This is a genomic window from Shewanella sp. POL2 (assembly GCF_000282755.1).
In the GTDB taxonomy this organism is placed as follows: domain Bacteria; phylum Pseudomonadota; class Gammaproteobacteria; order Enterobacterales; family Shewanellaceae; genus Shewanella; species Shewanella xiamenensis.
The window spans coordinates 14,564-33,929 of record NZ_AKZL01000039.1 but is presented as its reverse complement, the minus strand read 5'-3'; the positions used below and the strand labels follow the sequence as shown (position 1 = coordinate 33,929).

General features: G+C 45.9%; 18 protein-coding genes. 9 read left to right on the top strand and 9 right to left on the bottom strand.

Annotation, left to right across the window (positions count from 1 at the left end; genetic code table 11):
• Window positions 1-35 precede the first annotated feature (35 nt).
• Complete coding sequence (locus tag SHEWPOL2_RS12160; protein WP_037428564.1) at window positions 36-1,118, bottom strand: UDP-2,3-diacylglucosamine diphosphatase; 1,083 nt, start codon at window positions 1,116-1,118, stop codon at window positions 36-38.
• Between the two features lie 576 nt (window positions 1,119-1,694).
• Between SHEWPOL2_RS12160 and SHEWPOL2_RS12155 the strand changes: the two genes are divergently transcribed.
• The 3 genes from SHEWPOL2_RS12155 (at window position 1,695) to SHEWPOL2_RS12145 (ending at window position 3,892) form a co-directional block, all read left to right on the top strand.
• Entirely contained in the window at window positions 1,695-2,315 is a 621-nt protein-coding gene (locus SHEWPOL2_RS12155; RefSeq protein WP_037428562.1) for a hypothetical protein, read from the top strand.
• Between the two features lie 111 nt (window positions 2,316-2,426).
• Window positions 2,427-3,245: a serine protease gene (locus tag SHEWPOL2_RS12150; protein WP_037428560.1), complete on the top strand. Its 819-nt coding sequence runs from the start codon at window positions 2,427-2,429 to the stop codon at window positions 3,243-3,245.
• Between the two features lie 95 nt (window positions 3,246-3,340).
• Window positions 3,341-3,892, top strand: a complete 552-nt coding sequence (locus SHEWPOL2_RS12145; RefSeq protein WP_140906908.1) for a hypothetical protein — start codon at window positions 3,341-3,343, stop codon at window positions 3,890-3,892.
• A gap of 430 nt (window positions 3,893-4,322) precedes the next feature.
• Here SHEWPOL2_RS12145 and SHEWPOL2_RS12140 read toward each other — a convergent pair whose 3' ends face one another.
• A complete protein-coding gene (locus tag SHEWPOL2_RS12140; protein WP_037415367.1) occupies window positions 4,323-5,681 on the bottom strand; it encodes a YjiH family protein in 1,359 nt (452 codons plus the stop codon).
• 702 nt (window positions 5,682-6,383) lie between these two features.
• On the opposite strand from SHEWPOL2_RS12140, the gene SHEWPOL2_RS12135 reads away from it, so the two are divergent.
• A complete protein-coding gene (locus SHEWPOL2_RS12135; protein WP_037428556.1) occupies window positions 6,384-7,103 on the top strand; it encodes a DUF998 domain-containing protein in 720 nt (239 codons plus the stop codon).
• A gap of 15 nt (window positions 7,104-7,118) precedes the next feature.
• Here SHEWPOL2_RS12135 and SHEWPOL2_RS12130 read toward each other — a convergent pair whose 3' ends face one another.
• Both SHEWPOL2_RS12130 and SHEWPOL2_RS12125 read right to left on the bottom strand, forming a co-directional pair.
• A complete protein-coding gene (locus SHEWPOL2_RS12130) occupies window positions 7,119-7,991 on the bottom strand; it encodes a U32 family peptidase (protein WP_037428577.1) in 873 nt (290 codons plus the stop codon).
• A 31-nt stretch (window positions 7,992-8,022) separates the two neighbouring features.
• A complete protein-coding gene (locus SHEWPOL2_RS12125) occupies window positions 8,023-9,024 on the bottom strand; it encodes a peptidase U32 family protein (RefSeq protein WP_037415373.1) in 1,002 nt (333 codons plus the stop codon).
• Between the two features lie 138 nt (window positions 9,025-9,162).
• Between SHEWPOL2_RS12125 and SHEWPOL2_RS12120 the strand changes: the two genes are divergently transcribed.
• On the top strand, window positions 9,163-9,699 hold the full coding sequence (locus SHEWPOL2_RS12120) for an SCP2 sterol-binding domain-containing protein (protein WP_037428553.1): 537 nt from the start codon (window positions 9,163-9,165) through the stop codon (window positions 9,697-9,699).
• 85 nt (window positions 9,700-9,784) lie between these two features.
• On the opposite strand, the gene SHEWPOL2_RS12115 is transcribed toward SHEWPOL2_RS12120, so the two are convergent.
• Together SHEWPOL2_RS12115 and yegQ are read right to left on the bottom strand one after the other, a co-directional pair.
• On the bottom strand, window positions 9,785-10,036 hold the full coding sequence (locus SHEWPOL2_RS12115) for a YfhL family 4Fe-4S dicluster ferredoxin (protein ID WP_011621854.1): 252 nt from the start codon (window positions 10,034-10,036) through the stop codon (window positions 9,785-9,787).
• Window positions 10,037-10,039: 3 nt separating this feature from the next.
• Entirely contained in the window at window positions 10,040-11,404 is a 1,365-nt protein-coding gene (gene yegQ / locus SHEWPOL2_RS12110) for a tRNA 5-hydroxyuridine modification protein YegQ (RefSeq protein WP_037428551.1), read from the bottom strand.
• Window positions 11,405-11,769: 365 nt separating this feature from the next.
• Between yegQ and SHEWPOL2_RS12105 the strand changes: the two genes are divergently transcribed.
• Window positions 11,770-12,609, top strand: coding sequence for an HDOD domain-containing protein (locus SHEWPOL2_RS12105; RefSeq protein ID WP_037415376.1), 840 nt, complete (start codon window positions 11,770-11,772; stop codon window positions 12,607-12,609).
• An 85-nt stretch (window positions 12,610-12,694) separates the two neighbouring features.
• A complete protein-coding gene (locus tag SHEWPOL2_RS12100) occupies window positions 12,695-14,224 on the top strand; it encodes a bifunctional diguanylate cyclase/phosphodiesterase (protein ID WP_037415378.1) in 1,530 nt (509 codons plus the stop codon).
• Here the strand turns inward: SHEWPOL2_RS12100 and SHEWPOL2_RS12095 are convergent.
• Together SHEWPOL2_RS12095 and SHEWPOL2_RS12090 are read right to left on the bottom strand one after the other, a co-directional pair.
• Window positions 14,213-14,626: a thioesterase family protein gene (locus SHEWPOL2_RS12095; RefSeq protein ID WP_037428549.1), complete on the bottom strand. Its 414-nt coding sequence runs from the start codon at window positions 14,624-14,626 to the stop codon at window positions 14,213-14,215. The genes SHEWPOL2_RS12100 and SHEWPOL2_RS12095 overlap by 12 nt on opposite strands.
• A 173-nt stretch (window positions 14,627-14,799) precedes the next feature.
• On the bottom strand, window positions 14,800-16,056 hold the full coding sequence (locus SHEWPOL2_RS12090) for an adenylosuccinate synthase (protein ID WP_037428546.1): 1,257 nt from the start codon (window positions 16,054-16,056) through the stop codon (window positions 14,800-14,802).
• A 135-nt stretch (window positions 16,057-16,191) separates the two neighbouring features.
• On the opposite strand from SHEWPOL2_RS12090, the gene SHEWPOL2_RS12085 reads away from it, so the two are divergent.
• Window positions 16,192-17,097, top strand: coding sequence for a LysR family transcriptional regulator (locus tag SHEWPOL2_RS12085; RefSeq protein ID WP_037428544.1), 906 nt, complete (start codon window positions 16,192-16,194; stop codon window positions 17,095-17,097).
• Window positions 17,098-17,118: 21 nt separating this feature from the next.
• On the opposite strand, the gene SHEWPOL2_RS12080 is transcribed toward SHEWPOL2_RS12085, so the two are convergent.
• Window positions 17,119-17,940: a transporter substrate-binding domain-containing protein gene (locus tag SHEWPOL2_RS12080; RefSeq protein WP_037415389.1), complete on the bottom strand. Its 822-nt coding sequence runs from the start codon at window positions 17,938-17,940 to the stop codon at window positions 17,119-17,121.
• 531 nt (window positions 17,941-18,471) lie between these two features.
• Here SHEWPOL2_RS12080 and SHEWPOL2_RS12075 point away from each other — a divergent pair.
• Window positions 18,472-19,329 (top strand): sulfurtransferase, encoded by an 858-nt coding sequence (locus SHEWPOL2_RS12075; protein ID WP_037428542.1) that lies wholly within the window; start codon window positions 18,472-18,474, stop codon window positions 19,327-19,329.
• Window positions 19,330-19,366 lie beyond the last annotated feature (37 nt).

The window sequence follows — 19,366 nt, the reverse complement described above, 5'->3', positions numbered from 1 at the left end:
GGCGTTTGGGGTATGAGGTGTTAATGGGTTCATGATTAGGCGACATCCCTTGGTTGGATTTCTGCTTGTTTGGGGCTGTGTGTGGCCGTTTGTGGAATAGGTTTGGGGGCGTTAACAGGCGCTTGGGGTGGCGTTTGCGCCAGCACAATACTGCTCAGAATATCGAGGTTTACGCTTTGCTCGTTCCAGCGGCAGAGCTGTAATTCCCCGTTTAAGGTTTCGGTGATCAGGCTGCAGTTTTCGACCCAGTCGCCATCATTGGCATAGATTATCTGGCGCTTATCCGGCGTGCTGTATTGGTTATCTCGAGCGTGAACCGATAGCTCTGGCTGGTGGATGTGGCCGCAGATGACGCCATCCACATCATAGTGCTGGGCATAATTCACCACGGCTTGGCGAAAACGGGCTATAGCCGTCTGCGCCTTGCCAACGCGTGATTTCATATAGCTGGCAAGTGACCAATACGGGTAACCTAAACGCTCACGCAGGCGATGGAGGTTGCGGTTGAGAAACAGCAGTAAGTCGTAGAGGTGATCGCCCAAGATAGCGTAGAAGCGGCCAACGCAAACATCTGCATCGAACTGATCGCCATGCAGCATTAATAGTTTGTGGCCGCCAATCCCCTGATGAATATGTTGACGAGCAATTTTGATATTCAGCAGCGTCAGTTCGGCATAGGGCTTGATTAGCTCATCGTGGTTACCCGGCAGGTACATCACCTGAGTGCCGTTTTGTGCCAGTTCAATCAGCTTTTGTAATACCTTATTGTGGCTCTCGGGCCAGTGCAGGCGGCGTTTGAGCGCCCATAAATCCACAATGTCGCCGACCAGATACAAGTGCTGACAACGCACGGTATTTAATAGGCTTAACAGATAGTCGGCTTTGCAATCCTTACAACCTAGATGGATATCCGATAACCAGAGGGCGTTAACTGTGATGGCTTGGTTATTTGCGGCATTGCTGGCGTTGGCAATATGTGGGGTTGAGAAGGAAGTGGCGTTAACACTGGATGGAGCATTGTCGGAAGAGTTGGAAGGAGTGTTACGGGAAGCGTTGCGGGGAGCCTTAAGTGCGTCGATAAGCGTGCGATCAAGTCCCCTGTAATTAGCTCCAGTCATCTCATATTCACCCTATGCGGCTGTTGACTGCCTTAGAGATTAGTGACGGGCTTTGACTGAATGATGAAGCTTAAGTGACATGCAGATGACAAAAGAGTGGATTAGGCTGGAGTTAACCCAACAAGATTCCGTTCTGGGTGCATTGACTGTCGATAGATTGAGTTAACTCATTTTTGCCCCCAAAGTGATTTAACAAGTTGTCTGTGGTGCATCTAAAAGCAGACTTTCTTGCCTAAAAGTTTTCATCCTTAATAACTCAACTTTTGCAATTCATACAGATGACTAAAGGCTGGATAGGCATACAGTCATATTTAAAAATGATGATTTTCATCCTAACTTTGTGCGCGTTTTCACATTTGAATACAAATAAATATATTTATAATCAATTACATATAAATCACATGGATTAGATAATAGGTTTGGAAAACGCGCATGCGCGTTTTTCCAGATGGTGTATTTGGAAGAAAGCTGATAAGTTCTTTGCATACAGATAGTTAACCGTGCGCGTTTTCACTGGTCCAACGAGGTAAACGCGCATGCGCACGAATAAAATGTTATGCGTAAAGGAAATACCGAGTGAGTAGCGAAGACTGGTATAGAAACAAAGAGTGGAGCGAAGAAATTGAAAGCAAGTTCTTCGAGAAGCTAAAGCGTGCTCGTCGAAAAGAGCAGTATTTGCGAATCCAGGCTTGCACCATTGCCAGTACAGAACCTGATATTGCACTTTCGCTACTCAAACAATACTTCGAGCTTAACGATGACTTCGACCATGCTCAGGCTTACTGTGATATGGCAACTGCATATATCGCTAAGGGTGAGCTCGAAAATGCAATCAACTCTTATGGCAAGGCTTTAGAAAGAGAGTCGGTATTTCCAAATTTAAAGACCGATGCATATATTCTTTATCCGCTAGTGATCGTTGAGAACAAACTTTCTAAGTTATATCAGTCTGCCAACCAAGTCCTAGATGAACATCAGGAGCGGTTAATGTTTCCAGTTGACCATTTTCGTTGGCATGCAGCAAAGGCAATAATTTCCGCAGAAAGTGGCAACTCTGAGCAGGCTGCCAATCATGCCGGACAAGCATTTGACGCTGCTCAAATAAAGAAGTCTGGTTTTCGGTTCCATCAAAACCTTGGCTTGGTGGGCAAAGAATATAAAGGCTTGGTAAATGAGCTTCGTGCCATTCACGCATAACAAGTCAAAGCACTCGGACTTGGTAAAGCTGTCACCTTTTTCGCTTGCGCAAAAAAGCCGCCAACTTCACCAAGCCGGTGTTAGAGGCGTTAGGCATCAGGAGATATACACATGGAATTGAGTCCCGCAGAGCAATTTGCTCATAGCACTGTACGAATTGAATGTGATATGAAAGGTGGTGGGGTTGGTACTGGTACTGGCTTTTTCTATAGCTTGGATAAAAACGGTGATCAACATATCCCTGTTATCGTAACCAACAAGCATGTAATAGAAGGGGCAACCAGAGGTCGATTTCTCCTAACCTTGAGAAATGCCGAAGGTGGTCCTGATATTGGTAACTCAAAATCATTTGAGCTTGATAACTTTCAAGCAAGATGGCTACCACATCCTGATAATGAAGTTGACCTATGCGTTATGCCTATAGCGCCGCTAATCCGGGAAGCTGAAGCAACAAACACCCAGTTTTATTTTATAACTCTGGATAAGGAGCTTATTCCCACAGAGGCCGATCTAAACGATATGCTCGGGTTAGAGAATATTTTAATGGTTGGCTATCCTAACGGATTATGGGACAAGGCTAATAACCTTCCAATTTTCAGAAAAGGTGTTTTGGCATCTGATTACAAAAGAGATTGGAACGGAAAGAAAGAGTTTTTGATTGATGCGGCTTGTTTTCCTGGCTCCAGTGGCTCACCTGTTCTGCTGTTTGAGATCGGTAATTACCAAACTCGTAATGCGCTTGTGATGGGGTCTAGGATAAAGCTTTTAGGGGTGTTATACGCAGGACCTCAACATACGGTGCAAGGTGATGTAATAGTTGTTCCAGTTGCAACGCAACAACGAGCAGTGGCTGTTGCAGGAATTCCGAATAATTTAGGGATCATCATAAAGGCGGAGCAGTTGTTGGCCTTTGAAGGGAAGCTGAAATAATGCCTAACAAATCAATTAACTTCGCGCCTTCGGCGCCGGACGCGCTACCACGCGCCGCTTATTTCAGACGTTAGGTGTCAATAGCAATTCATCTCATGGCTTCTCAAATGTATATGAAAAAATTAAGTGAAATAACAAGAACGGAAGTTTTTTTTACTTCATCTCTGCATCATGCGTATGTCAGCGATCGTGAACCGCTTCAAACGTTGTTAATCAATAAGCTAGGTTTGGATAGTGGTGTTGAAATAATAGATAGTGGCTATGAAATATGTTTATTCAGAGATTTAGCGAAAGAGGGATATATTGGTCGTGAAGATAAGTCGTTTGAGAAACAGACATTCGATAATGTGTTTGTTCTTTCTGATGAATCAATCGTATTGGTTGAGGCCAAAGCAAACCAAAAATTTAGCCCTAATCAAATCGAAAAGATGGTTCTTGCTAAAGAAATGATACAGAGTAGTGAGCTACCTTGGAATCAAGTTTATCTTGTAGGGTTGTGCTCATCGAAATACAGGCCTAAAGCAACTACTGTTAGGAATTTCGACGCCGTTATTACTTGGGCTGAAGTTGCGGTATGTTCAAATGAACACAGAGCTGTTTTTGAACGAGCCGATAACATTTACAATGACCGCGCAGCGCACAGCTAACAAAGTTGTAAACGCGAACAAAAAACCGTTGGCTTTGTTCGTGCCTCACAAAATTTTAGCCAACAATTTTTTGCCGATTACAACGCCGTTATCGCCATAGAAATTTTTATCCGAAATTCGCCTGATGCAGCCGAGGTTCTGACACGCTTTTGTCCCTTAGCTTTTTGCGTACATACGGCAAATGGGTAGTTAAAATTGGCATTGGGGCATCAGTGACCGTTGGCGACATGGATGTCGCCGTCGAGCCTATAGGGATATATTCACGGCGAGTCACTGGGGAAACAATGACAATAAACTCGTTGAGCAGATCAAATGGCTATTTTGCTTTTATTCTTAAACTGAGTTGTGTGGTTACGAGTGGAGTTTGGACAGTATAAAAAAGGGGAGTCAGTTAATCTGACTCCCCTTGATATTTTAGGTGATGTTGCGCTTAGAACAGCAAATGAGCCACGCCAGCAATGACTGGCAACGTCACTAAGGTACGCAGTACGAACACGACAAATAGCTCAACAAAATTCACTGGGATCTTACTGCCAATCAGCAGCGCGCCCACTTCACTCATGTAAATCAGCTGTGTGACTGATAAGGCAGCAATCACAAAGCGGGTCATATCCGATTCGATAGAGCTGGCTAAAATCGACGGGATAAACATATCGGCAAAGCCGACAACGATGGTTTTAGAGGCTTCGGTCGCTTCAGGGATATGCAGCAGTTCCAGTAACGGAATAAACGGCATACCTAAGTAATTGAAGATGGACGTATGCTCGGCGATGATCAGCGCCGTGGTACCAATGGCCATTACTACAGGGAGAATGCCAAATATCATATCGATAACGTTTTTAATACCTTCATTTAAGACGGCTTTGATACCACCAGCACTGGCCGCTTTCTCGAGCGCTTTATCAAAGCCCCAAGAGAGTGCGCCGTGTCCTGCGGGGATCATCTCATCATCGGGTTGACGTGGCGTATCGTCGATATAGTTATCCTTCTTCCACGACAGTGGCGGTAACTTAGGTACAATCACGGCCGCCGCAAAACCCGCTAAACACACAGTCAGGTAGAAGGGCACAAACATATGCTCTAACTTCACCTGTGAGATCACCACTAAGCTGAAGGTAATTGACACCGCCGAGAAGGTGGTACCGATAACCGCGGCTTCCCTTTGGGTGTAAAAACGCGCTTCGTATTGCTTGCTGGTCAGCAGGATCCCAACGCTACCATCACCTAACCAAGAGGCCATACAGTCGATGGCGCTGCGACCTGGCAGGTTAAACACGGGGCGCATCACTTTAGTCAGCAGAGTACCAAATAGCTCTAATAGACCGAAGTTTAATAGCAGTGGCAGCAACATACCGGCGAAGATAAACACCGAGAAGAGTACGGGTAACAGGTCGTTCAGCACTAAGGCACCAGTACTTGAGGAGTTAATCGCTTCAGGGCCAATGCCAAAGTAGGTCAGCACGATAAAGACAGCGCCAACGACACGGGTGGTAAGCCACAGCGGGCTGATGTTGAGTAAACCATTGAGGAAGTGATTGTTCAGCACAAACTTAGGTTTGAGTAACTTTGTCAGCACAGAGGCAAAGGCCATGGCGACAACAATCACAGTCACGATTAAGGTTAATACATCGCTTAACACGCTTTGCAGTGCTTTAGAGATGATTGCGATGGGAATCGTTATCGCATCGTTATAGCTGATAGGGGTCATAAACAGCAGCAGACCGATCAGCGAAGGGACGATAAAGGTGAGTATCGTCTTAATGTTGCGGTTTTTATGTTCAGTAGCCAATGGTGTACACCTTAAAGTACGAGTCGCACAAATAAACTTGAATAAATGCTCTCTCAAAACCGCATTCTTTGCTGGGGTGAGGTGCATTTTAATTCAACTCAAAATCGAGAAGGGGGAAGATTACTCGCTTAGCGCCGCCATGTAAAACGATTCGGAAATTTGTTTGAGATAAGCAGCAAAATAGCATAGTTATTTGGGCGATTTCTAATGAATGATTTGGGTGCGAAATTACGTTTTGATGCGGTTTATTTTTATTGAATCAAGTGATTACATTGTCATGTTGCGAATTGTTTATTGAGTTGTTTTGCTCTTGGGGTTATTGGTTTTTTTGTGATATTTTGTTCAAAATTTTCTCAATGGATCTTCACTAAATACACTTTTAGATGCTTTTTTGTCCATGAATCGTATCGGGGCTTCAGTTGTTGCTAACTTAATGTGAGCGAACTAACACTGGTGGCAATGATGGGTTAACCTTTTGGGACGATACAGCGATAATTGAATTTATTGTGATTATTTATTCATTTTTAACTTTGGATTTGCATATATTTTATTGAAAAATGACTAAATTCGGAGTGTTTTTGCGATGACTAAAAAATCGCGAATAGTGATGAAATAAAATATTACGCTAAAGAGGATAGGGGCCGCTTTAATTCTTTGTAATTCCATGTAAGTTAGTACTACTTTGGTTTGGCTAAATTATCCATGACTGTTATAAAAATGAATATGGCAACAAGGGGCTCGGCACTTGCCACTAAGTTTGGTTTCCTTGGTATTTTTGGATTGATGCTGGGGATCTGTGTGGCAGTATTCGGATTTGATTACTCTGAAACACGCTCCTTCAATTTTTTAAATCATACACTGAGTGAATTGGGAACCTATGGCCATTCTAGCTTTGCCGTGGTGCTCAATGGCGGTTTGTTTTTTGGCAGTTTAAGCGTTGTTTTTTATTGTCTTTCCTCCCTACAGACTGTAAGCGGGTTTTGGGGGTATCCTTTCTTTTGCGCTCTAGCACTGACGTTTTTAGCCTTGGCCTGTGTTGGGCTATTTCCGGTCAATGTGTATCACTTGCATATCCTCGCACTTAAATGGTTTTTCTACTTTGGCAGCTTAAGTGCAATTTGTTATCTACTATGGGTGGGATTCGGCTCGCAGCACCGTCAGCGCTTGACGATATTATTAGCGCTGTTGGTATTGCTCAGTATGATGACTTTTCTCTATGTGCCGCTGTTAGCATTGGGCTTAACGGAAGGAGACAGACCTTTCTATCAAGAAATGGTACTGCAATTGCCAAGGCCCGATTTATGGTGGCCTGCATTGCTGGAATGGATTGGGCTTGGGAGTCTATTAAGTTGGACGGTGGCGCTGCTATTAACGCCACCATCATGTATCCCCACATTGACCCAGCAGCAAACGCTTGAGTGAAGTAGGCTATGTCTTTTATCTGACCAAGGATTTTAGCCCTGCTTCGCCAAACCAGTAGCCATTACAGTGCTCATCGCTAAGAGGAAACTGAGCGTCCGTTGCCTTGCTAGTTAACGCCTCGACCAGCGCATCGGCTTTAGTGATACAGGCTACGCTGCTGGGCGAAACCCGAAACACATCTACGCCAACCTTTATCATTTCATTGATTTCGCTGCGTAAATCGACACAGCTGGCCGACTGGGTTTGAATGCCATTTAACCTCAGTAAAGGTTGCGCCTCTTGCGTCTGCGCTAGTAAACCCTTGCTGTATTGGCGGCAAACGGTTTCGCAGCTGTCCTTCGACAAATGTCGATGCCTAGCGGTAAAGCAACGCGCCGAGTGGGCGAGCGGCAAGTAGCCATGGCCGAGCACTTCGACTTCGAATGCGGGCTTGTTCTCTATCACTTGGCTAAGCCAAGTCTTCGACAGTTCTACCGGCATCACAAAGCGCTGCATACCAAAGCGCTGCAAAATATCTAAACTGGCGCGGTTGTAGTTATTGATGCTGGCGCCGCAGACAAAGGGTAGCTTGTGCTCCTTGGCGAGATACACGGCCGCCATGTCGTTGGCCTCAATGCTAAATTCGCCATTATCGACCTGACGTTTAAGCTCTGTGTATTCCGAGGGCGCTTCGATAAGGGCGAGCGTTGACAGCACTACCTCTTTACCCGCAGATTTCAGCATTTTGGCCAGTTCGAGATAGTCACCAAATTTGAGTTCGCGTCGACGGCTACAGACGGCTTCACCCAAATAAACTAACGGGATCTGACTATTGGCCACCTGCTGGTAAAAGTCGATGACCTGTTGTTTTTCCCAGCAATAGAGCAGTGGGCCGAGGGAAATTTTCATAATCGTTTCTTCTTCGTGGTTATCGCTAGGGCTACTGCCAGTCACGCTCGTAGGCGCCTAAGGTGGTAATTTGGCCTTCGGAGACTTTCGCGAGGGCTTGCTCCCAATGGGCCTGAGTCTGGAATTTATCTGGCTGATGAAGATAGGTATCAATCGCTTGGCGCCAAACCTTAGTCACCTGTTCTACATAGGCAGGGCTGCGCTGACGCCCTTCAATCTTGAGTGACACTATGCCCGCCTTGGCAAGCTCAGGCAGCAAGCTAAGGGTATTTAAGCTGGTGGGAGACTCGAGCAGATATTGCGGTTTATCATCGTCTTGGGTGAGATAACGGCCTTTACAGACCACGGGGTAGCCCATTTGTTCATCGAGCCCTGATTTATCAATTAAGACCTCGTTGAGGCGGGTCAATCTGTCTTTGCCCTGTTCCTGCCAGCGCACGTGTTTCGCTGGCGAGCAAGAGCCACCAGTGTTTGGTGATTGACCGGTAACATAGGAGGATAAGTGGCAGCGGCCTTCGGCCATAATGCACAGACTGCCAAAGGCAAAGACCTCTAAATCGACAGGGCTGACCTTGGCGAGGTCGCGTACTTGTTTCATCGACAGCACTCTGGGTAATACCACCCGCGCGATATTAAAAGCCTCTTTATAAAAACTCAGTGCGCCCAAGTTGGTGGCGCTGGCCTGTACCGATAAATGCAGCGGAATATGCGGATATTGCCTGTGGGCATAGTCGAGCAGCGACAGATCGGCAACGATTAAGGCATCAACGCCAATACTGGCCGCCAAGTCGATAGCTTGATACCAACGGTGCTCCTCATTCGGCTTAGGAAAGGTATTTAAGGTGAGGAAGATTTTCTTGCCCCGCTGATGGGTGAGCTCGGCGGCTTCCTGTAATTTTGCAGGGGTGAAGTTTAAGCCCGCGAATGAACGTGCATTGGTATCATCCTTTAACCCAAGGTAGACAGCATCGGCTCCGGCCTGCAGCGCCGACTTTAGCGAGGCCAGGTTTCCTGCTGGACACAACAACTCCATAATGGTGCTCCCGATAAAATAACAGGGGCAGAGTGTAGGGAAGATTGAATGGCGGTGAATTGATTTAAAACAGGTTTAAGATCATAAAATCTCGGTAAACTGGGAGATATAGTGTTTTTTATCCTTAGGTAACTGCTTATGTCCGCTGTTTTTTCAGCTAATCTTGCTAAACAATTGTTAGAACTCACCCCAAAACTGATCCGTTTACCACTCTCTAAAGTGCCCTTTAGCCTCAAGGCTAAGGTGCTAAGCCAGCTACTAACACAGTTGCTGGCATCGCAGGCCGAAGATGGCGAGTTAGATTTTTTGGCAGGTAAGTGGGTTGCGATTCGAGTTGAAGATCTAAATCTGCATTTTGAAGTGAGTTTCGATGGCCGTTGGCAGGTGCGTGAACTGACCGATGCCCAAGTGACGTTTAGTGCCAAGTCTGCGGAATTATTGTTGGTTGCGGCGGCGAAAGAAGACCCTGATACGCTGTTTTTCCAGCGTAAACTGAGCATTGAAGGCGATACCGAGTTAGGGCTTGAGGTGAAAAACCTGCTGCTTAGTATCGAGTTTGCTAGCTTACCTGCGCCGATCCGCTTAAGCGTTGAAAAGCTGGCCGATGCCATTGTGCATTTGCAGCTTGAGGCAAAACCGACGGTGATTTTAGCTAAATCCCCAAGCTTAAGCTGATGCGAACGTGGTTGTAATTAACTGATAAACAAAGCCCCGCTTACATTGCGGGGCTTTTTGTTAAGTTTAAACGGCTGACACTCACTCAAATTTTTTGCGTGAGAATGGCAAATTTGACCAACAGCTCGTCGTGGGACTCGACGCGGTTAGGGTCTGGGTCAATACAATCAATCGGACAGACGGAGACGCAGGTCGGCTTATCGTAGTGGCCTACGCATTCGGTGCAGCGGTCTGGGTCGATTTCATAGATTTCTTCCCCCATGGTGATGGCCTGATTTGGGCATTCAGGTTCACACATGTCGCAATTGATGCAGCTGTCGTCGATCAGTAATGCCATGCCTTAGCCTGCTTCGTGTGGGTTACGGGTATCCTGACCTTGAGGCAGGTTACGCAGTAAAATGCCGTGGTTCAGATCAACCTCTTTCGGCACGGGCAAGTAAACGGTATGGCCCGAACCTAATCCCGCTTCAACCGCTTCGGCTTTGCGGTTTTCGAGTTGTTCGATAGTAAGGCTGATATTGCCCTGCGGCGTCATTAATTCAACACTATCACCGACAGAGAATTTGTTCTTCACTTCGATTTCGGCAAGGCCAGCCAGATTGCGTTTACCGGTTAATTCACCGACAAATTGTTGGGTATCGCTAACCGAGTAGCCATAGTCGTAGTTTTGGTATTCATCATGTACATGGCGACGTAAGAAACCTTCGGTGTAGCCGCGGTGCGCTAAGCCTTCTAGTTGGTTCATTAAGCTGCGATCGAAGCTCTTGCCTGAGGCGGCATCGTCGATGGCCTGACGGTATAGCTGGGCGGTACGGGCCACATAGTAGAACGACTTAGTACGACCTTCAATCTTAAGCGAATCGATACCCATCTTGGCTAAACGCTCAACGTGTTGGATTGCGCGCAGGTCCTTAGAGTTCATGATATAAGTGCCATGCTCATCTTCAAACGCTGGCATATATTCACCGGGGCGATTGGCTTCTTGCAGCAGGAAGATTTGGTCGGTCGCAGGACCCGCGCCTAAGGTCGGCGTCTCGATTTGCACCGCATTGGGGGTGGCAATGATATCGCCAGAGTCAGTTTGCTGCGCTTCGTGCACATCGTATTTCCAACGGCAGGCGTTAGTGCAAGTGCCTTGGTTTGGATCGCGCTTATTGATGTAACCCGACAGCAAACAACGGCCCGAGTAGGCCATACACAGGGCGCCGTGGACAAACACTTCTAACTCGATATCGGGGCAACGTTGGCGAATTTCTTCGATTTCATCTAAGGATAATTCGCGGGATAAAATCACCCGTTTAATGCCTTGGGTCTGCCAGAATTTGACCGATGCCCAGTTAATGGCGTTGGCTTGTACCGATAAATGCACCACCTGCTCAGGGAAGGCCTCACGTACCATCATGATTAAACCTGGGTCTGACATGATCAGCGCATCGGGCTTCATCGCCACTACGGGTTCCATATCCTTGATATAGGTTTTGAGCTTAGCGTTGTGGGGGGCAATGTTACTCACCACATAAAGCTTTTTACCTAACGCATGGGCTTCTTCGATACCCGTTGCGAGGTTTTCCATTTTAAAGTCGTTATTACGTACCCTTAGGCTGTATCTCGGCTGACCGGCATACACGGCATCTGCACCATAGGCAAAGGCGTAACGCATGTTTTTCAGCGTCCCAGCGGGAGATAACAACTCTGGTTTAAACATAATGACTCTCGAATTGGTTGGTAGATGGAGGCGCAGTGCGCGGGGGCGGCATTTTACACAATCAAAGTAGGGTTATGCAAATTGCTACGTCTAAGATTAGGTATAGTTCGCGTTTTACGAATATACCTACCATTCTTACTCTGACGATCGTGCGAGACCATGAATCCATTTGTGTGTTTCCATTGATTTTCACCTTTAACTTAATCTGAGATATCAAAGCGTAAAATGTTTTGTCGTGAGACTAAATTGATAACAGCGTCATACAAATAATTAACGTCTGATGCTTTTTTCTGCCCATCAAATGATCGTCAACTGATATACTCCAACTATTACCGCTTTATGTTTGCAGATTGATGGGAGCGAAGATGTCTACTGAACATCTACTGTTAGTCGGATTACTTAAAAAATTAAAAGATGATGCCTTAGTATTGCCAACCTTGCCTGAAGTCGCCATGCGGGTGCAAGAAGTGGTGAGCCGCTCAGATGCAAGTCTTAAGCAAGTGGCTGAGGTGATTGGTCAAGATGCGGCCATTTCGGCGCGTATTATTAAAGTGGCCAACAGTGCCTTGTATAGTCGTGGGATTCCCGCCGAGAGTATTAATAGCGCAGTCTCCCGCATTGGCTTAATCCAAATTAAGAGTATTGCGACATCAGTGGCGATGGAGCAGCTATTTATTTCCACCAATGAAATGGTGTGGGAAGTGATGGATGAGGTTTGGCGTACTTCTATCGATGTGACGGCTGCGGCTTGTGCCATATTGCAGATGTACAATAAGCGTCGTCCTAGCCAGTTAAATTTAGACACTTTAACCCTTGCAGGTTTAGTCCATAATATCGGTGCTTTGCCTGTGCTCACCGAGGCGGAGGCCCATCCTGAGTTATTTACCAGTATTGAGCAATTGCGTTCTTTAGTACGTAAAATGCAAGGCCCTTTAGGTCGTGCCGTGTTAAAAAGTTGGGATTTTGCACCAGAGGTGATGGAAGTGGTTGAGCGATGGGCTGATTTGCCCTATTTACCCGACCATGTTACCTACTTAGATTTTATCCGTGCCGCGGCATTCTACACTGGCGAGTTACGCGCAGGAGCTGATTTTGAGCAGCGGATGGATGTGTTTGTTAGCCGTGGATTGCCCGTCTCGGCGAATGACTTAGCAAGTGATGAATTTATGGATAAATTCCATTCAATCAAAGAAAGTTACCAGTAATCCTAGGGCTTAGAAGGAAATTAATCTTGTCCTATGGTGAGGAAATATTGGTCATTAGCTTACGCTGTAAGATTGAGGCCTAGATATGGTTATTCTGGAGTTTATCAGTTTAGCGTTGGTTATCGTTTTGATCGCCGTGCTGTTTCTTTTACGCACAAGATCCCAAGCATTGCGCCAACAGCAGCAATTCTTAGCACAGTTATGCCCTCAACTTGAAAAGCAAAAGACTGACCGAAGCCCACTTAATATTGCAGATGTGCCGCAAGAGTATGCGTCCCTGTATCATTCCTTAAATGAGATGCTCGCTGCACTGCCAGCGGGCATGGGCAAAGATAAGCTGACAGGGTTAAATAATCGTGTTGGGCTTAAACGCGCACTGGCTTCGTTAATGCCTATCACACAAGGTACTTTAGTACTTATTGATATTTATCGTTTTCGCTATGTGAACGATCTTTTTGGGTTTGTGTTTGGCGATATTTTGCTAAAACAGTTTGCCGATCGGTTAACTGGCTTAAGCCTAAAGCCGAAACTGATTGCCCGCTTAAATGGTGATGAGTTTTTTCTCTATTATGAGCAGAGTTTGTCGCAGGAGTCGTTGCTGCATTTACGTGGTCGCTTGCAGGTACCCTTTAAAATTAAGGATACGCCAGTCAGTGTGCGCCTACAAATTGGCTGTTTGCAATTAGCGCAGCACCATGCCGACGTGAGTAATATGCTCAGAAGACTCGATTTAGCACTCAAAAAAGCCCGTTCAACTCGAATTGAAATAGCCTGTTACAGTGAGAATGACGATATTCGCCAGCTGCGAGAATTAAAGATTATTGATAGCTTGCCTAATGGTTTACAACGCAATCATTTATACATGGTTTACCAACCTAAGCAGGATGTTGCTTCAGGCGGATGCACTCAGGTCGAGGCATTAATCCGCTGGGAACATGAAGAGCTAGGATTGGTTTCTCCTGGGGAATTTATCCCACTTGCCGAATGCGCGGGTATGATCGATCTCGTTAGCCATTGGGCTTTAGAACAAGTGCTCCAGCAGCAGGTAAAATGGCGATTAGCGGGGATTTCTGTTTGTGTTGCGTTGAATTTATCGACTCGCGATCTCGATAGTGAAACCTTACCCCATGAAATCGATGCGCGCCTAAAGCATTACCAGTTACCGCCAGAATGCTTAATGATTGAAATTACTGAGAGTACTTTGATGGCAGATTTAAATAAAGCCGTTGATACCTTAGCGCAAATCCGCAGCCTTGGGGTAAAACTCGCCATCGATGATTTTGGTACAGGTCATTCTTCCCTCGCTTATTTAAAACATTTACCTGCAAACGAAGTGAAGATTGATAAAGCATTTCTTGAGGATCTGAAACCGAACGAACCCTCTGAATATATCCTTGAGGCCAGCATTAATATTGCTAAAAAACTCGGTTATGAGGTAACGGTCGAAGGCGTCGAAACCCAAGAGGTGCTTAATTTCTTAGTCAAGATGGGCGTCGATCGGATTCAAGGCATATGCTACGCCAAGCCAATGCGGGCAGTAGAGCTTGAGATGCACTGGCATCGACTTCGTCCTGCTCCCAAAATGCTTTGCGTCAATATGGGGTCACATTCCTAAGCTTAATTGAGTTATTAACTCTGCTGGCATCGGCGCGAGTTGTCGCGCTTGATTCATACAGACCATTTCAATGGTGGCCGTAACCGCAGGTTTTTTGCCGTTGGGTCGCCAAATTTCCTGCAGCCATACAGTGCGGTATTTACTCTCAAAGTAGAACTTAGTGCGGATATCGATGATGTCGGCAAATTCCACGCCTTCGTGGCACAACATATCACTGCGATACACGGCGAAACCTAATTGTTGCTGTTGCCAGAGCTCGCGTAAACGCTCGGCGCCAATCACATGCTCACGGGCGCGCTCGAAGTATTTCAAAAAGTTCGGGTGATACACCACACCAGAAAAGTCGGTATCTTCGTAGTAAATTTGCACAGGAAAAGAATAAGTCGGGCTAAATTGCGGCATAAAATCATCGATATAGGATTATTCATTTGAGCGCAGTCTAGCGGTTTATTTTGTGAAACAAAACCCAAGAGAGTCGCTCAGTCCCATTGGAATGGGGGATGAGTATAAAAAGCAAAAGTAAAAAGCCATATTCGCCGAAACGAATATGGCTTTTTTGTAGGGTAATCGATGCGTTAGCGAATGATCATTTGATCGCGCTCAGGTCCAACTGACACCATGCTGACGCGCACGCCCATGAGGGCTTCGATGCGTTCAACATAATGTTGTGCAGCCTTTGGCAGACTTTCGAAGGTACGGCAAGTGGTGATGTCTTCACTCCAGCTTTCCATTTGCTCATACACTGGGCTTAATGCAGCTGTTTGTGGCCAAATTGGGTTCTCAGTGTGCTCACCGTCGTAGGCAACACAAATCTTGAGATCTTTCATGCCTGTCAGGCAGTCAATCTTGGTCAGGGCGATTTCAGTTGCTGCTTGCAGCTCAACACCATTACGAGTAGCAACGGCATCGAAGTAACCCATATCACGTGGACGACCCGTAGTCGCACCAAACTCGTTGGCGTTTTTACGGAAGTCATCCTGCTCTTCCATCGCGGTAACTAAAGTACCCGTACCGACAGATGAGCTAAAGGCTTTGGCTACGGCAATGATGCGCTCTGGGCGCAGTGCGGGTAAGCCACTGCCTAAACCTGCGAAAGCCGCTGTTACGTTAGAAGAGGTTGTGTACGGATATTCACCGTAAATTAAGTCACGACCTGCGCCTAATTGCGCTTCAAACAGTAAGTTAGCATCTTGTTTTTGCAGCGCTTTTAATGGCTCTGTCACGTTACAGATAAAGGGACGCCATGGCGTGGTGACATCTAATAACCACTGAGTCATTTCGGCGGCAGTTTGGGAGAAGTCACAGCTTGGATAGAGCGCCTTTAACTGTGGTAGCTTCCAATCAAGCATAAATTGAATGCGCTCTTGCAGTACTTCGGGTTGCTTTAACCAACCAACCAGAATGCCTTTTTTCATCACACGATCGCCATAGGCGGGAGCGATACCTTGACGGGTTGAACCGTAGGCCAGATCGCCTAAGCGTTGTTCTTCTAAGGTATCTTCCAGTGCGTGGATCGGTAAGCAAAGGGTTGCGCGGTCAGAAATGCATAATTTAACTTCAATGCCAGCCGCTTCGACTTCGGCGATCTCAACACTGAGTTTTTCAGGGCTGATCACCATGCCTGGGCCAAGTACTGCAACGCAGTTTGGATTGAAAATACCGCTAGGTAATTGGTGTAATTTAAAGGTGCCATAGTCGTTTACGACTGTATGGCCTGCGTTGTTACCGCCTTGAAAGCGAACACTCGCAGCAGCATCAGCGGCTAAATAATCTACGATGCGGCCTTTGCCTTCATCACCCCAATTTGCACCCACAACTACGATAGACGGCATAACATCATCTCCACAGGAATTAAGCGGTTATGCTAGACCCCGTTATCGAATAAGAGAAATTAATTATAGTTATCGCATCGATAAGAAAGTCATATATCATGACGCAATTGGGAATGATGGATGGAGATAAAAGCAATGCTCGAACTTCATTGGCTAAAAACCTTTGTGACATTGGCTGAGTGTAAACACTTTGGTAAAGCAGCTGCGGCGCTGCATATGACACAGCCCAATGTCAGCCTACATATCAAACAACTTGAGCAGAACACGCGGGTGAAGTTGATTGAACGCAATCCGTTTAGGTTAACTCAGGCGGGGTTCCGTTTGCTCGAGAGCAGCCAGAAGACCTTGATGGAGTTGCAAGTGTGTCAGGCGGATCTCAATGCCATCAACGATCTTAGCCAAGGTACCTTAACCATAGCGGCTAGCGACATCATTTCTCGCTTTTTGTTAATTCAGCCTTTTCAATTGTTTAAAGCGGAATTCCCCGGGATTGATTTTTCCCTGCTTAATACGACTTCGTTTCAAGCTTCGGAACTGGTCACCAATGCCGAGGCGGATTTAGGTTTTGTTATCGCTCAAAAGGAAAGTCAGCCGCTACATTTTACTGAGTTGCAGCAAATCAAATGGTGCGCACTTGGGAACAATTTAGCGCTATGGCAGCAGAGTCAAGGGCGTGATGATATGCCATTAGCGGAGCAACCTACCTTGATTTTACTTGGGCACGATACCCGTACCCGCGAGCTGCTTGATCCCGCCTTACCTAGCTTAAATTTGCCTCGCTATCGGATTATGGAAGTCGGCAGTGTTGATGCTCAAATCGATTGGGCTGAGGCTGGTTTTGGGGTGGCTATTGTGCCTGAGTTTTCCATTTACACTAAGACAAACTTAAAGAGTAAGGTGACACCACTGCCGGATTTTCCAAGTACAAGCCTAGGCTATATTGTGCGCCAAAATCAGATTTTATCTAAGGCAATTAAACAGCTATTAAATTGGGTTAATCAAGAGATTATTCGCATTCAAGGGCAGAGTGTGGGGAGTTAACTGCAAAGCTGGAAGCGGTGATTAGTTAGCACTCAGCAATTGCTGATATTGGCCATTTTCTTTAAGTATGGCTAAGCCTTGATCAAGGGCTTGGGCTAATAATGTGGATTTGGGGTTTTGTTTAGAGAAAGCTAAATAAATATTACTGCTGTGGTTATTGAATGCGGCAATCACTTCATCGGTTACCCCCATGTTTTGCAGTTTTTCTTGTGCGACAAGATCAAACATAACAGCAGCATCGATTCGGCCAATCAGCAGTAAATTGATTAGTTGTTGTTGGGTGGCGACGGTGACGAGATTGAGTTGGCGTTGTTTGACTAATTCAGGAAATTCATCGCCATACTCATAGCTTTTTATCACCCCAATAATGCTACCTTTTGGGATTTTCCATTTATTTTCTGCAATTAACGGACGCTGTTTTCGTTGGTAAAAAGAGGCTTTGGCAATAAATAAAGGTGTATTACCAAACACAAATCGCTGCTCGGTACTGGCTTCTCTTGTGACATTAAATACTCCATCGACAGCCCCTTTTTCGGCCATCATCAAGGCTCGGCTGTAGGGCACAACAAGACTATTGACCTCAATGTGAGCTTGTTTAAATGCGGCTTCGATCAGTCGATGAGAAATGCCTTGGCCAAACTGGTTTGCAAATGGGGGCCAACTGTCTTCGGCTGCTAAGGTAACAGTCTGAGATGAGGAGTTTTGTATAACATTTTGACTTTCTTGAGCTTTAGCTTGATGGCTGACTAAGAATAACAATAATAGTGAGGTACTCAGTAAAAAAAACAGTGTCGAAAAACGTCGCTGCTCAATTTTAGCCTTAGTCTCACCGCAAACACGCATTTTATGTCCATATCAGCCTATTCCTAATGGGGTAACTTATAGCATAAGTCTTTATTATGAGGCCAATTATTTTGAGCTGTGCACATACAATTGTGACTCTCGCTTTACCTACAGATAACGAGTAAACGGTACCTATGAGACTAGAAGTCGTGAAGGCGAAGATGGCTAGCTGGTGAGCTAGGGTTAAAGATATGATGGTTTATCTGGCGCTACCTCGGTTTACCCTTTGCAGTAACTAAAGTTGAGCGTGTTTTTTATATTGTTATTCAACGTATTGGCTTAGTTTTGATTCAGCGATTATAGGCCGTTAAGTATCAAAGTTATCGAAAAATGCTTGTTGCACCTGTAGAAAATAGCTGGTTTAGTGGAGGTGAATCACCACTAAGCCTAAATCTTTTGAAAGTATTTAGGGGGCGTTTTCAGGTTAAATTGCTGTCAAAATACCCCGCGAAACTTCAATACGCCATTAATGCAAGATAATAGCAATGGGGTGTTGAATTTGAATCAATAAAACAACAATAAGGACAACCAATGGAATATCCTCTCGTCAGTACCCAATGGCTCGAAGCGCATCTTACCTCGCCTGATTTAGTGTTACTCGACGCCAGTATGGCCGTGGTTTTGGGCAAAGAGCCGATTGTCTATTCAGAGCCTGTATGTATTCCTCGCTCGAGGCGCTTTGATGTGGAAGAGGATTTTTGCGATAAAACGTCTTCTCAAACCCATGCCTTACCCAAATTTGAACAGTTTGTAGAAGGAATTGCCAAGCTTGGTATTAGCCCGAACAGCGTGGTTGTTATCTATGATAATCAAGGTATTTATTCATCTCCGCGCGCTTGGTGGATTTTCAAAGTAATGGGATTTCACCGTGTGTATGTGCTCGATGGTGGCTTACCTCAATGGATGGCTGAAGACAGAGTCACCTCATCTCGCTACCAGGAAGAAGGGATAGATTATGGCGCAAGCGATAGTGAGGAACTGACTGCTGTACTGGAATATCAGCCTGCGAAGGTGATGGATGCTGAGGCTGTGTTAGCCAAGCTTGATGATAGCGATAGTGCGATTATTGATGCACGGGGATCGGCGCGCTTTTTAGGCCAAGTGAGTGAGCCGCGACCTGGTGTGCGCAGCGGGCATATTCCCCATTCGGTCAATCTCCCCTTTGGTGACGTGCTCAATGGCTTCAAAATCAAAGATGTGGTCGAATTGGTTAAGCTGTTTCAAGGGCTTGTTAGCGATAAACCGTTAAGGATTTTTAGCTGTGGCTCGGGTATTACCGCCTGTATTTTAATCTTAGCCTCGGTCGCTGCGGGGCATACTGATGCGGTACTTTACGATGGTTCTTGGGCTGACTGGGGCTGTCGCAACGATTTTCCCATCGAGCGTTGAACGATATTAGGTGGAGTGCTGTCCTTCGGAATGCTAA